Origin of the sequence: Prevotella sp. CAG:592 (genome assembly GCF_000436015.1) — a bacterium.
GTDB classification, from domain to species: Bacteria; Bacteroidota; Bacteroidia; order Bacteroidales; family Bacteroidaceae; genus Prevotella; species Prevotella pectinovora.
Map to the genome: position 1 here is coordinate 21311 of NZ_FR892490.1, position 14344 is coordinate 35654.

The 14344-nt window shown below is 50.4% G+C and carries 10 protein-coding genes and 1 pseudogene (1 of these 11 only partly in view); 8 read left to right on the forward strand and 3 right to left on the reverse strand.

The window, feature by feature from the left end; genetic code table 11:
- Positions 1-28 precede the first annotated feature (28 nt).
- From QVO99_RS11130 to QVO99_RS00730, 3 genes are all read right to left on the reverse strand, one after another.
- Positions 29-1393, reverse strand: a complete 1365-nt coding sequence (locus tag QVO99_RS11130; RefSeq protein ID WP_022315667.1) for a BT_3928 family protein — start codon at positions 1391-1393, stop codon at positions 29-31.
- On the reverse strand, positions 1390-1944 hold the full coding sequence (locus QVO99_RS00725; RefSeq protein ID WP_022315668.1) for a DUF1599 domain-containing protein: 555 nt from the start codon (positions 1942-1944) through the stop codon (positions 1390-1392). The genes QVO99_RS11130 and QVO99_RS00725 overlap by 4 nt, the downstream gene beginning before the upstream one ends.
- Positions 1945-2147: 203 nt before the next feature.
- Positions 2148-2591 (reverse strand): hypothetical protein, encoded by a 444-nt coding sequence (locus QVO99_RS00730; protein ID WP_022315669.1) that lies wholly within the window; start codon positions 2589-2591, stop codon positions 2148-2150.
- Between the two features lie 436 nt (positions 2592-3027).
- Here QVO99_RS00730 and gmd point away from each other — a divergent pair, with 436 nt between their 5' ends.
- The 8 genes and pseudogenes from gmd to QVO99_RS00770 all read left to right on the forward strand — a co-directional run.
- The gene (gmd, locus tag QVO99_RS00735) at positions 3028-4119 is read left to right on the forward strand and encodes a GDP-mannose 4,6-dehydratase (protein ID WP_022315670.1); all 1092 of its coding nucleotides are present in this window, start codon (positions 3028-3030) and stop codon (positions 4117-4119) included.
- Positions 4120-4155: 36 nt separating this feature from the next.
- The gene (locus tag QVO99_RS00740; protein WP_022315671.1) at positions 4156-5364 is read left to right on the forward strand and encodes a GDP-L-fucose synthase family protein; all 1209 of its coding nucleotides are present in this window, start codon (positions 4156-4158) and stop codon (positions 5362-5364) included.
- Positions 5365-5662: 298 nt separating this feature from the next.
- Entirely contained in the window at positions 5663-7063 is a 1401-nt protein-coding gene (locus tag QVO99_RS00745; RefSeq protein WP_288176840.1) for an undecaprenyl-phosphate glucose phosphotransferase, read from the forward strand.
- A gap of 57 nt (positions 7064-7120) precedes the next feature.
- Positions 7121-8371, forward strand: coding sequence for a 3-phosphoshikimate 1-carboxyvinyltransferase (locus QVO99_RS00750; RefSeq protein ID WP_022315674.1), 1251 nt, complete (start codon positions 7121-7123; stop codon positions 8369-8371).
- Positions 8372-8528: 157 nt separating this feature from the next.
- Complete coding sequence (porW, locus tag QVO99_RS00755; RefSeq protein ID WP_288176841.1) at positions 8529-11981, forward strand: type IX secretion system periplasmic lipoprotein PorW/SprE; 3453 nt, start codon at positions 8529-8531, stop codon at positions 11979-11981.
- A 58-nt stretch (positions 11982-12039) separates the two neighbouring features.
- Positions 12040-13608 (forward strand): bifunctional response regulator/alkaline phosphatase family protein, encoded by a 1569-nt coding sequence (locus tag QVO99_RS00760; protein WP_022315676.1) that lies wholly within the window; start codon positions 12040-12042, stop codon positions 13606-13608.
- Between the two features lie 102 nt (positions 13609-13710).
- Positions 13711-14130 (forward strand): tRNA (adenosine(37)-N6)-threonylcarbamoyltransferase complex ATPase subunit type 1 TsaE, encoded by a 420-nt coding sequence (gene tsaE / locus QVO99_RS00765; RefSeq protein ID WP_022315677.1) that lies wholly within the window; start codon positions 13711-13713, stop codon positions 14128-14130.
- 24 nt (positions 14131-14154) lie between these two features.
- Positions 14155-14344 (forward strand): annotated as a pseudogene (locus QVO99_RS00770) (nucleoside deaminase) (it continues 280 nt past the right edge of the window).

Here is a 14344-nt window from a genome sequence, read left to right on the forward strand (position 1 = left end):
TTTACTTTTGCTAATAATTAAAATGATGTTATCCCTCGTCTGCGACGGGGGTGTTGTTGTCTTTGTCAGTAGAATCACTTCCGCCTGTCTGTCCTGTCGCCGACTTCTGTTTTCTGAAGCGGCGCGTCCATGCCCATGTCCTGTCGGCAAGCGACAGGATGAACAGCGGCAGGAAGAACCACAGCAGCGACAGGCATATCTTCTTGCCCAGCGATGTGACTGAGAGCTTGCCCTCGGGCAGTTTGTCGAGCGGCGCCGACTCGTCGTCGAGCTGCGGCAGTTGGTTGTGGCTCCATTTGCCTATCACCACTCCATCTTTCAGCAACAGCAGTCCGGGATTGCTTCTGACGATTGTCTTCAGCGTGGTCTCGTCTGTGAAGAGGAACGGATATTCGGCTCCCGTCATGTCCCGCCAGCGGTCTATCGCCTTGGCGTTGCTTGCCGTGAGGCAGTAGAAGCGGTATTTATGCGCCTGGGCATAGTCGTAGAGCTGGTTCATGTTGCCGAAGTATGAGTCGTTGGCATTCTCCAGATGTGGCGACACGAGCAGGAAGGTGTATCCCTTGGAGGATATCACGTCGTCTGTCATGTCGTCGCCCGTCGTCATGTCTTCCATGCTGAAGTCATGTATCGGCGGTACGTATCCCTCGCTCGTCTGCACGGTCTTGCTGTCTACGAAGGTCCATGTGGAGTCGGGATAGTTTTCGAGGGAGAACTCCTTGGTCTGTCCGTTTTTCTTCAGTATGAAGGTGGTCTCAAACTGTGGCTGCTCTGCTCCGGGCGGTATTTCCATCCCCTTGCGTATGTCGGCACCGATGTGGTATGGACGGAAGTCGAATACCGGCAGTGCATACAGGCAATATGTACTTGTGGCTATGCTATACAGTATGGTATAGTTGATGGCTATCCACTGGTTTGCCTTGCCTATGAACCTCACCATGGCGCACGGCCATTTACACACGACGATGGAGGCGGCGAGCAGCACGATGTTCTTGAGGAGCGTCTCACCGTTGGTGAGTTTCAATGCATCGCCGAAACATCCGCAGTCTTTCACGGGATCGGCTATAGCTATCCATACCGTTATGGCGGTCATCACCGTCATGAAGGCGAGTATCAACTTGGACACGAGCCTGCGGCGGATGGCAAAGAGCAGGAGGATTCCAAGCGACAGTTCCACGGCAGCCAGCAGCACCGAGGCGCTGAGCGTGAGATAGTCGGGAACGGACCCTTCGAGATTCACGGCGGCAAGATAGTCGTTCAGCTTATATTGCGTTCCGATGGGGTCTACCGCCTTCACGTAGCCTGAGAACACGAATGTCAGTGCCACCACGAAGCGGCACACGTTGACTCCGATATCTTTTATCGTCTCCTTGTTCATCAGCCTCTTTGTCACTCCCCGTATGTCAGTTTTATCACTCCGAACACGGAGTAGTTTATGATGTCCATATAGTTGGCGTCGATTCCTTCAGAAACGAGGGTTCCTCCGCCAAGGTTCTCTATCTCTTTCACTCGTTCTATCTTTGTCAGGATGAAATCGGTATAGCTGCTCACGCGCATCATGCGCCACGCCTCGTCGTAGTCGTGGTTCTTGCGGAGCATGAGCTGCAGGGCCTCAGAGGCATATTTGTCGTATAGCGCCAGGGCCTCATCGTTGGTGATGTCCACGCTGTCGGCAAATCCTTTCTCGAGCTGTATCAGTCCTACGATGCCATAGTTTATCAGCGCCACGAATTCCGAGCGTATGTCGTCTTCAACCATAGCCTTGCCCTTCACCTCGATGCTGCGTATGCGGCGCGCCTTGATGAGGAGCTGGTCGGTGAGCGACGATGGTCGGAGCATTCGCCATGACGCATTGTAGTCGTGTAGCTTCTTCGCAAAGAGCGTGCGACAGCCTTCGAGTGTTTCCTTGAACTGCTTTTCCGTTTCTGGATTTTCCTTAGCCATTGTATGATGCTCTGTTTATGGGTCTTATTTTATTTTTAAATAACTTATCAGGAGTCAATATTGGGGCAAAGTTACACATTAATATTGACAATCAAGTGATTTGGAAAGTTTTTTAACCCAAATCGGCGATTTGAGCGACTATAAGCAATCTCCACTTGTCATTGCCACAGCATTTTCTCCCCTTTTCCCTTTCCGCATACAGACTATCCCTTGCGCTTCTCTCTTATCAGTCTGACCATAGCACACTGGGTATCGAACGCCACCTGAAGGGAGTCTCTCTGCTGGCGCAGTCTGGCGAGCTTGTCGAGGGCTGCATCGCCGTTGCTTCCGGAATGCGAATCCACCACTGCAGCCATACTGTCCAGGCGGCACTGTGCAGTCTGCAGTTGCATATCGAGACGGGCTATTTCCGACTGTGCGAGTTTTTCGGATGCGTCCTGATAGAGTGTCAGCGCCTGACACCTCTCTTCCACTGCTTCGGGATGAGAGCGGCGGAGGGAGTCAACAAGCCGCAACGACTCTTTGTAGTTCCCTTTGTCATATTGTCCCTGGGCTTCTGTGAGAATGCGCCGGGCCTCTTCCTTGCCATTGTCGGCACATGCCGAAAACAGCGCCAGCGCCAAGGCAAAGCAAATTATCTTTTTCATTTCTTCTTGTTTTTTGCGGACAAAGGTAATGCAAATTCAAGAGCAATGCAAAACAAAAGCGGTTTGATTTCACTTTGTCCCTTCCTTACCCAATCCGGGACAAGTGTATAAAGCCCGAATCGGCCATTGGGACTTGCTCGGATTTTGACTTTTCAGAAGACGCCTTTCACCTGTTTGAAAGAAAAGGTACGAAGCTACGCTCTAATTTCACACACGCATCAAAGACAATTATCAGATAAAAAAAACAGGAATCATCCCAAGAAAAGAGAAATCAGTCAAGAATTTCAACATATTATATAATAATGGCATTTAAACCACAAAATAAGTTGCACATCTTAATTTAGATTTGTAACTTTGCGAGCTGAATGCGCTATTATAGCGCTATAATAGCGGATTTTCAACATAAAAAAGAACACAACAGAACAAACAGTTATTTATGAAGAATATAGCTCTTATTACAGGCATCACGGGCCAGGACGGCTCGTTTTTGGCAGAATTCCTGCTCGGTAAAGGATATGAAGTACACGGTACGATACGCCGTTCATCGGTTGACTTCCGTGAGCGCATCGCCCATCTTGAGGGACAGCCACACTTCCATCTGCATTATGCCGACATGGGAGATTCCATGAGCCTCATACAGGTGGTGAGCAAGGTGCGACCCACAGAGATATACAACCTCGCGGCACAGAGCCACGTGCAGGTGAGCTTCGACTCACCGGAGTTCACAGCCGACGTTGACGCAACCGGAGTGCTCAGAGTGCTCGAGGCTGTGCGCCAGTGCGGACTTGCCGACACATGCCGAATATATCAGGCATCGACATCGGAGCTATACGGAAAGGTGGAGGAAGTGCCACAGAACGAAAACACTCCGTTCCATCCATATAGCCCATACGCCGTGGCAAAGCTCTACGGATATTGGATTGTGAAGGAATACCGCGAGGCTTACAATATGTTCTGCTGCTCGGGAATCCTTTTCAACCATGAGAGCGAGCGCAGAGGCGAGACGTTCGTGACACGCAAGATAACACTCGCGGCAGCACGCATCGCACAGGGAAAACAGGAAAAGCTTTACCTGGGCAACCTTTCTTCGCTGCGCGACTGGGGATATGCCAAGGACTACGTGGAGTGTATGTGGCTCATCCTGCAGCATGACAAACCGGAGGACTTCGTCATCGCTACCGGAGTGCAGCACTCTGTGCGTGACTTCTGCTATCTGGCATTCAAGCATGTCGGCATAGAACTGGAATTCAAGGGTGAAGGCGAAAACGAGAAGGGTATCGACAAGAAGACGGGCAAGGTAATCATCGAGGTGTCAAAGGATTTCTATCGCCCTACCGACGTGGTGAATCTCTGGGGAGACCCAACCAAGGCAAAGGCTAAGTTGGGATGGGACCCGGGCAAGACATCGTTTGAGAAGCTCGTCAAAATAATGGTTGACGCCGACATGGCAAAGGTGGCAGTGGAACGCGCCGGAGAGAAGGTGAAGACAAACCTCGCCGAATATCTTGAGAAGGGTATCGTGAAATAACAACACCGATATAGGAATACAAAACACTAATAAAACATGTCATTAGACAAAAGCAGCAAAATCTACATCGCCGGTCACCACGGACTCGTGGGGTCGGCGATATGGAACAATCTTAAGGCAAGGGGATACGAAAACCTGGTGGGACGTTCACACAAAGAGCTGGACCTCACAGACCAATACGCAGTGGAGAAATTCTTCGACGAGGAGAAGCCGGACGCTGTGGTGCTCGCAGCAGCCTTCGTGGGCGGAATAATGGCGAACTCGCTATACCGCGCCGACTTCATCATGCAGAACATGAAGATGCAGTGCAACGTGATAAGCAACGCATATTCGCACGGGGTGAAGAAACTGCTCTTCCTCGGTTCAACTTGCATCTATCCGAAGGATGCGCCACAACCGATGAAGGAGGACGCACTGCTTACCTCACCACTGGAATACACCAACGAGGAATATGCAATAGCAAAGATTGCCGGACTGAAAATGTGTGAGAGCTACAACCTGCAGTATGGCACGAACTATATCGCCGTGATGCCGACGAACCTATATGGACCGAACGACAACTTCCATCTGGAGAACAGCCACGTGATGCCTGCGATGATGCGCAAGATATATCTGGCAAAGCTTATCCACGACGGAGCATGGGACATGATTGAGAAGGATATGGACAAACGACCGATCAACCCAGACGACAAGCTACGCCAGACTATAGGTGAAGGGAACGTGGACGGAAAGAACCCGAAGGACCGCATACTCAAGGCTCTGGAATACTACGGGATATACGACAACAAAGTGGTGCTCTGGGGTACCGGCAAGCCGCTGCGCGAATTTCTGTGGAGCCAAGACATGGCCGACGCCAGTGTACACGTGCTGCTCAACGTGGACTTCAAAGACATCATAGGCATAGAGAAATACAGCTCGGTGTTCTATGGAGCAAAGGTTGACGGAACAGTAGACCGCAACAACAGCGAGGGACGAGGAGGTGCGATACCGCAGCTCGGCGAAATAAGGAACTGCCATATCAACGTGGGCACAGGCAAAGAACTGACAATCAAGGAATTGTCTGAACTTGTGGTAAAAGCAGTAGGATTCGAAGGAACAGTGGAATTCGACGCAAGCAAGCCGGACGGCACACCACGCAAACTCATCGATGTGAGCAAGCTGCACAGTCTGGGATGGACCCACAAGGTGGAGATAGAAGACGGAGTGGAGAAACTGTTCAAGTGGTATAAGGACGGCATCAGCTGACACATGCTTACGAGTCTGCAACAACAGCAAAGGCTCAAAAACTCTGAAAAAAGGAAGAAAAGAAGACTAAATGACGACTGGGAAGAGACACCCCCGACTCGCCGACAATCCGGGGACAATGCATGTCAAAACCTGCATTGCCCCTGACAAAGACGAGAAAGAGATACCATGAGAAAAAGAAACATCCTTTCTATCAGACTATACCGACTTAAGATAAAAAGAGCAAAGATCTCTAATAAAAAACAAGTTTTGAACTACGCATATGGAATGGGTACAAGTAAATATGGGCGGAACATGGATGAGACAGAAGCTGAACAATATGCACAGCAACGGTCTCGTAGTAGCTGCCACCATCCTTGGCGACTTCATCATCGCCATGCTGACATACTGGCTCTTCAACACCGTGATAGGCACGCCGTTGGACGACACGCAGCTACACACGTCGATACTCATCGGAGTAATCTATTGCGCCTGCATACTCAACGGCGGAGTGATACTATACATACGCAATGTGAAGAGATTCCAAATAGTTACGCTCGTGACAAGAAACGTGCTGCTCTTCGTGGTTCTGTCTGTACCGCTGCTCAGACTCGGCCATTTCAATCACATGAGCTACAAAATCCTGCCGTTATTCCTCTTCTCGCTGATATTCATGGTGTCGGCATTCCGCATTTTCGTGAGATGGGCAGTAATAAGCTACAGAAGACGAGGAAAATCAATCAACCGGGTGGTGTTCCTCGGCAGTAAGGAGAACAACATCTCGCTATACAAAGAGATGCTCGCAATATCATCTTTGGGATACCAAGTAGTGGGATATTTCGATGACCAGCCTAACCGGAACTTTCCCCAAGAATGCAAATTCCTTGGCAAGACGAGCGAAGTGATAGACTATCTCAAGGGCAACCATTCAATACATGAGCTGTTCTGCTGTCTGCCATCAAGCCGTGCCGACGAGATCCAGCCGATAATACACTACTGCGAAAAGAATTTCATACACTTCTACAACGTACCGAACGTGACGAACTACCTGCACCACAGGGTTTATTTCAACATGCTCGGCAACGTGCCATACCTGAGTCTCTACAGGGAACCTCTCTCCCGCCCCGAAAACCGTGCACTGAAACGTGCCTTCGACATCGTGGTGTCGGGAGTGTTCCTGGTGACGCTGTTCCCTATCATTTTCATTATCGTGGCAATAATAACGAAACTGACAATGCCGGGACCGATTTTCTTCAAGCAGAAAAGAAACGGACTGAACGGCAAGGAGTTCTACTGCTACAAATTCCGCAGCATGAAGGTGAACGCTGATGCCGACAAACTGCAGGCAACGAAAGACGACCCGAGAAAGACGAAATGGGGCGACATAATGAGAAAGACGAACATCGACGAGATGCCGCAGTTCTGGAATGTGCTGAAGGGGGACATGAGCGTGGTGGGACCGCGCCCACATATGCTCAAGCACACTGAGGAATACTCAAAGCTCATCGACAAATACATGATACGCCACTTCGTGAAACCAGGAATAACGGGATGGAGCCAAGTTACCGGATTCAGAGGCGAAACGAAACAGCTGTCACAGATGGAGGGCAGAGTGGAAGGCGACATCTGGTATATAGAGCATTGGTCGATAGGTCTCGACTTATATATAATGTATCGCACGGTGAGAAACATCATCGAAGGCGACAATGCGGCTTATTGACACGAAACGGCAAGAAAAACGCCACATAGCGAAACCAATTTAAAAAGGATATAAGACATGACATATAGAATAACGGCACCACAACAGCTCGAGACGGAAATAAATCTGCCGGCATCGAAGAGCATCAGCAACAGGGCGCTCATCATATATGCCCTCTCGGGAAGGAAGACAATGCCTGAACATCTGTCAGACTGCGACGATACAGTGGTAATGGTCAACGCACTGAGAGACATGCCCGAAACCATCGACATCAAGGCGGGCGGCACGGCAATGAGATTCCTGACAGCTTATCTTGCCGCGACACCTGGAGAGCACACTATAACGGGAACGGAACGCATGAGACACCGCCCAATCAACATCCTGGCCGACGCACTGCTAAGACTCGGCGCCGACGTGGCATACGAAGAGAATGAGGGATTTCCGCCATTGCGCATCAAGGGAAGACAACTGCAGGGAGGTTCGCTGGAAGTGCAGGGCAACGTAAGCTCGCAGTTCATCTCAGCACTGCTCATGATAGCACCGGGTATGGAGAAGGGACTGACACTGCATCTCAACGGAGACATCATCTCCAGACCATACATCGACCTGACACTCTGCACAATGCGCAACTTCGGAGCGAATGCAGAATGGACAGACAACGACACTATAGAAGTGAAACCTCAACCATACACCCCACAGGATTATTACATCGAGAGCGACTGGAGTGCGGCGTCATACTGGTATGAGATTCTCGCCCTCTCAAAAGACAACGAGGCGGAGATAAAACTCAACGGACTGATGGACGGTTCGCTGCAGGGCGATTCTGTGGTGAAATATCTCTTCAGCATGCTGGGCATCAAGACTTCGTTCAGCAGCAGGACACGCAACGTGCCGACAACTGTGACACTACGCAAGACAGGACTTGTGTCGGCACGGCTCGACTACAACTTCATCAACCAGCCAGACCTGGCACAGACGTTCGTGGTGACCTGCGCTCTGATGGGAGTGCCGTTCCACTTCACAGGACTCGCCACACTGCACATCAAAGAGACCGACCGAATCGTGGCGCTGAAAACGGAAATGCGCAAGCTGGGATATGTGATAAGCGACGGCGACGGAACGGAACTGATATGGGACGGAGAGCGCTGCGAACCGGAAGAAAATCCCGTAATCGAAACCTATGAGGACCATCGTATGGCATTGGCTTTCGCTCCTGCGGCATCACAGATACCAGGACTGGGAATCAACAATCCGCAAGTGGTGACGAAATCATATCCGCATTTCTGGAAAGACCTGGCAGACGCCGGTTTCCTGATCTCGGAAGAATAGCAGGACCGGAGCAAAACAATCTGCCGACAATCTTTATTACACAAGATAATACAAAACATCCGCACATACAATAAAAAGCGGTTTTTTGAGTTATTATAGAGTGAAAAATATTATAGACAAACATACATTATCAATAGTCGTGGCGTTTCTTGCCGTCATGACCGTAATCGGCTGCTCCACACAGAAGAACACGTCGGCAAGCAGATGGTGGCATTCATTCAACGCAAGATACAACACCTACTACAACGGTTCGTTAGCATATATAGACGCTTCTCTCGAAAAAGAGAACGGCAACAAGGACAACTTCACTGAGATGTTGCCCCTATACACCGTGGGCAACAAAGCAAGCCGCGAACTGGGAAAGGGAAACTTCGACCGCGCAATAGAAAAATGCCAGAAGGCGATAAAGCTGCACAGCATCAAGAAACGACCGGAATGGAACAAATCGCGCAAGAAAAACGCAAAAGACATCGAATGGCTGAACAGACGCGAATACAACCCGTTCCTCTGGAAAGCATGGCTGCTGATGGGACGCTCACAATTCATGAAGGGGTCGTTCGACGAAGCGGCTTCCACTTTCGCATACATGAGCCGTCTGTATGCCACGCAACCCGCTATCTACGGCAAGGCAAGGGCTTGGCTGGCAAGATGCTACGTGGAACAGGACTGGCTATACGACGCAGAAGATGTGATAACCAAAATAAAGCGAGACTCGCTGAACTGGAGGGCGCAGAAAGACTGGGACTACACCTACGCCGACTACTATATCCGAACAGGCAGATACCAGGAGGCAATACCTTATCTGAGAAAGGTAATCAAACACGAGGGACGCCGCAAGCAGCGCGCCCGCGAATGGTATCTGATGGGGCAGCTGCAGACCGCTGTAGGCAACAGGCAGGCGGCATACAAGGCATACAGAAGCGTGATAAGGCAGCAACCGCCATACGAACTGGAATTCAATGCCCGCATAGCCATGACGGAAGTGATGGCAACGGGAAAATGGAAGCAAATGGTGGGCAGACTGAAACGAATGGCGAGAAACGACAACAACAAGGAATATCTCGACCAGGTGTATTATGCCATCGGCAACATATACATGAACCAGAAGGACACCGTACAGGCAATTGCCGCATATGAGAAGGGAAACGCCAAATCTACGCGCAACGGAATAGAGAAAGGCGTGCTGCTCCTGACACTCGGCGACATATACTGGGCGAAGGAGGACTTCAGCAACGCACGACGCTGCTACGGGGAAGCCATCGGACTGCTCGACAAAGACCGCAAGGACTACAAGCAACTGTCTGACCGCTCGAAGATTCTCGACGAACTCGTTCCACATACCGACGCCGTACACCTGCAGGACTCTCTGCAGGCTCTCGCCAAGATGTCGGAGAAAGACCGCAACGCCGCCATCGACCGTGTGATAGAAGCGCTGAAGAAGAAGGAAAAGGAAGAGCGCGACGCACAGGCCGAAGCCGAGGCACAGCGCGTTCAGGCACAGAACGGAGGCAGCGCAAACGCTGACCAGAGAAACAACATCACAAACAACACCCAACAGAAGAAAGACGCCATCTGGTATTTCTACAACCCTATGGCAGTGAGTCAAGGCAAGGCTACCTTCCAGAAACTATGGGGAAAGCGTGAGAACGTGGACGACTGGCAGCGAGTGAACAAGACCGTCGTCGCACAGGCACAGGGAGTGGAAGAGATGACCGACGAGATGAGAGACTCACTCGCAAACGTGGCACAAATGGAGGACTCACTGGCAAATGTGGCTGACAGCGCACAGAACGATCCACACAAACGGGAATATTATCTCGCACAGATTCCGTTCACCGAAGAACAGGTGGAGGCGAGCAACCTCCTTATAATGGACGGACTATACAATGCAGGAGTGATATTCAAGGACAAACTCGACAACCTCGTGCTCAGCGAAAAGGAGCTGCGACGTCTTGCCGACGACTACCCTACTTACGAGCACATGGACAATACATACTATCATTTGTTCCTGCTCTACAGCAGAATGCACCAGCCACAGACGGCTGCATCATATCTCGAAAAGCTGAAAAGCGGATTCCCCGACAGCGAATGGACGACACTCCTATCCGACCCGCATTTCGTGGAGAACTCCCGCTATGGCGTGCATCTGGAAGACTCTCTGTATGCCGCCACATACGATGCCTTCAAGGCTGACAAGTTCATGGAGGTGAAAAACAACGTGCAGATATCGGCAACACGATTCCCATTGGGTGCAAACCGCGACAAGTTCATTTTCTTCGACGGTATGGCAAAGCTGAACAGCGGTGACGCCAAAGGTTGCGTAGACGACATGAAGACCGTGGTGGACAAATACCCGAAGAGCGAAGTGAGCACACTGGCAGGAATGATTGTAAACGGAGTGAACGCCGGAAGAAAACTGCATGGCGGAAAATTCGACATCAGCGATGTGTGGGAGAGACGTGCCGAAGTGATGAGCGACAGTGACTCTATAAAGACGCGCAAATTCACGGCGGAGCGCAATGTGGACTTCTCGTTCATCATCGCCTATCAGACTGACTCCATAAACGAGAACCAGCTGCTCTTCGAATTGGCGAAATACAATTTCAGCAACTTCCTCGTCAGAAACTTCGAGATAGCAAGAGAAGAAGTGGAAGGATTGGAAAGAATGGTGATAAGCGGATTCAAGAGCTACGACGAGGCGCTGCAATACGCACGACAGCTATACTCCAACAATAACATCCTGCGACTCACACGCAAGGCAAGAGCGATAATAATCAGCGACTCCAACAAGGAGCTGCTCGGAACGCAATACAGTTATAACGACTATGACAAGTTCTACGAGAAGCACTTCGTACCGCTGCACATCAGTACCATGCGACTGCTCTCTGAGCCGGAAACGATAGAATACGAAAAGGAACCGGAAAGCGAGAAGCAGGAGGAGAACAAATTATACAATGGCGGAGTGATCGACGACGACACGTTCCTGCAGTTGGGAATACCGACTAACGACGAGAAGCAGAACGAGGAGAACGATGGCACCATAATACCTATCGACAGTCAAACAGTCGCGCCTGCCGACGACGGTCTGACAATACCGGTGGACAACAACGTGGCAGCACCGACTGACAAGAAGGTTGAAACACCTGTTGACGACAACACATTCTCTCTGCCTGACACTGACAACTCGACGACAGACCAGCAGGAAACATTCGACATGACTCCTGAACGACAGTCTGCCAACGACAGAAAGCAGCAAACCGCAAACGACGACCTGCCAAACATAGAGTTGGATCAGCAGGCGGAAAAGGAAGTGCCAAAGCCGACAAAGGAACCTGCCAAGACAGATAGTCCTGCAATGACTGAGAAAACGGAAAAGACAGGCACCTCAGCCAAGACGGAGTCTACAACCAAGACGGAGAAAGCGACAACGACAGAGAAGCCTGCGCCCAAAAAGGAAGAAGAGAAAAAGCCTCAACAGCAAGACAACGGCATCCACTTCACCGACGACGCTGACGACAACAACTACAATATCCAGCAGGACGACAAAAAGCAGAAGAAGCAACAGGAATTCAACCTCGAAGACGACTACTACGAGCTGGACGGATTCTAACCCACTGTTGCATGTCATCATGGATCAAGTATATTGAATAATAAATCACGAACCGACAATGAGCAACGGACTACTATTATGGGTGGACGACGAGATAGAACTCTTGCACGCCCACATCATATTCCTGGAAAAGAAGGGATATGAGGTCATCACCGTGAGCAACGGCACCGACGCCATCGACGAATGCTCACGACACAACTTCGACCTCGTATTGCTCGACGAGATGATGCCGGGAATAAGCGGACTGGAAACGCTGCAGAAGATAAAGGAGATTCTGCCTGCCACACCTGTAGTGATGGTGACAAAGAGCGAGGAGGAAAACATCATGGACCAGGCAATAGGATCGAAGATTGCCGACTATCTGATAAAACCAGTCAACCCAAGCCAAATCCTGCTCACCCTCAAAAAGAACATACACCAGAAGGAAATAGTGACGGAAGTGACACAGACCGGATATCAGCAGAACTTCATGAACATATCAACGAAGATTGACAACTGCCGGACTGTGGAGGAATGGATCGACGTGTACAAACTGCTCGTGCATTGGGAACTGGAACTGAGCAGCACCGAAAGCAACATGACAGAGATGCTCATGATGCAGAAGAGCGAAGCCAACAACGGATTCGCCAAGTTCATACGCAACAACTACCTCGACTGGGTGGACCCCAACAACGCACAGCTGCCATCAAGGCCGCTGATGAGCAACAACATTTTCAGCCGGAAGATATTTCCGCTGCTCGACAAGGGAGAGAAGGTGTTCCTGATTGTGATTGACAACTTCCGCTACGACCAATGGAGGGTGCTCGCAAACGAGGTGGGCGACATGTTCGATATCGACGAGAATCTATATATGAGCATTCTGCCGACAGCGACACAGTATGCACGAAACGCCATCTTCAGCGGGCTGATGCCAAACCAGATAGCGAGGATGTTTCCGGAACTGTGGGTCGATGAGGACGAAGAGGAGGGGAAAAACCTCAACGAAGCGCCACTCATACAGACGCAACTCGAAAGATACCGCCGGACGGGAACGAAATTCTCTTACCACAAGGTGAACGACTCGGTGGGCGCCGACAAACTGTTGCAGCAGTTCAGTCAGCTTGGCGACAATGACCTCAACGTACTTGTAATAAACTTCATCGACATGCTCAGCCATGCCCGCACGGAATCAAAGATGGTGCGCGAACTGGCAAACAACGAGTCGGCATACCGAAGCATCACGCTGAGCTGGTTCAGACACACCGTGCTCTCCGACCTCTTCCGCCGACTGTCAGAAAGCGACTACACCGTGGTGCTGACAACAGACCACGGCAGCGTGAGGGCATCAAGACCAATCAAGATAGTGGGAGACAGAAACACGAACACCAACCTGCGCTACAAACTGGGCAAGAACCTGAACTACAACGCCAAGGAGGTATTCGCCATAAAAGACCCGCAGAAAGCACAACTGCCATCGCCGAACCTGAGCACATCGTATGTATTTGCCACAAACGACACGTTCTTTGCATATCCAAACAACTACAACTATTATGTGTCGTACTACAAAGACACCTTCCAGCATGGAGGAATATCCATGGAAGAGATGCTCATACCGCTCGTCACGATGAAAAAGAAAAAGAGAAACTGAAAAAAGGAAGAGCGACATTACTATTAAAGGAATAGAAACCAAGGGAAAGACAAGGATAATCCGACAGAGGACTCCGTATTTCCCTTGACAAAACAAACGACAATGAACAAAGAAATAACAATAAACGGTCTCGACAGCATCAACGAAGCTGCCAAAGAGTTTGTAAACAACATGGGCGACGCCAAGGTGTTCGCCTTCTACGGCAAGATGGGTGCCGGCAAGACTACATTCATCAAGGCAATCTGCGATTGTCTCGGCGTGGTAGACACCGTTACGTCGCCAACCTTCGCCATCGTGAACGAATATCAGTCTGACACCGTGGACTACCCTATCTATCACTTCGACTTCTATCGCATCAAAAAGTTGGAAGAGGTCTACGATATGGGCTACGAAGATTATTTCTATGGAGGCGGAATATGCCTTATAGAATGGCCGGAGCTGATAGAAGATCTGTTGCCGGAGGATGCTGTCCATGTGGACATCAAAGAGAACGAAGACGGCACGAGAAGTGTCAAGTTCTGACAAAGGAAACAATCTTTATCCACAATGAACACTGAAAACCAAGACGAGCAATTCATGCGCAAGGCTCTCGTTGAAGCACAGGCTGCTTTCGACGAGGGAGAGATTCCCGTGGGAGCCATCGTGGTGTGTCACGGCCGCATCATCTCCCGTGCCCACAACCTGACAGAAACCCTGACCGACGTTACCGCACATGCCGAGATGCAGGCGATAACGG

Excerpts from the sequence above, each read along its gene's own strand:
- QVO99_RS00725 (WP_022315668.1), bottom strand. The coding sequence starts at position 1,944 with ATGGCTAAGGAAAATCCAGAAACGGAAAAGCAGTTCAAGGAAACACTC.
- QVO99_RS00730 (WP_022315669.1), bottom strand. The coding sequence starts at position 2,591 with ATGAAAAAGATAATTTGCTTTGCCTTGGCGCTGGCGCTGTTTTCGGCA.
- gmd (WP_022315670.1), top strand. The coding sequence starts at position 3,028 with ATGAAGAATATAGCTCTTATTACAGGCATCACGGGCCAGGACGGCTCG.
- QVO99_RS00740 (WP_022315671.1), top strand. The coding sequence starts at position 4,156 with ATGTCATTAGACAAAAGCAGCAAAATCTACATCGCCGGTCACCACGGA.
- QVO99_RS00745 (WP_288176840.1), top strand. The coding sequence starts at position 5,663 with ATGAGACAGAAGCTGAACAATATGCACAGCAACGGTCTCGTAGTAGCT.
- QVO99_RS00750 (WP_022315674.1), top strand. The coding sequence starts at position 7,121 with ATGACATATAGAATAACGGCACCACAACAGCTCGAGACGGAAATAAAT.
- porW (WP_288176841.1), top strand. The coding sequence starts at position 8,529 with ATGACCGTAATCGGCTGCTCCACACAGAAGAACACGTCGGCAAGCAGA.
- QVO99_RS00760 (WP_022315676.1), top strand. The coding sequence starts at position 12,040 with ATGAGCAACGGACTACTATTATGGGTGGACGACGAGATAGAACTCTTG.
- tsaE (WP_022315677.1), top strand. The coding sequence starts at position 13,711 with ATGAACAAAGAAATAACAATAAACGGTCTCGACAGCATCAACGAAGCT.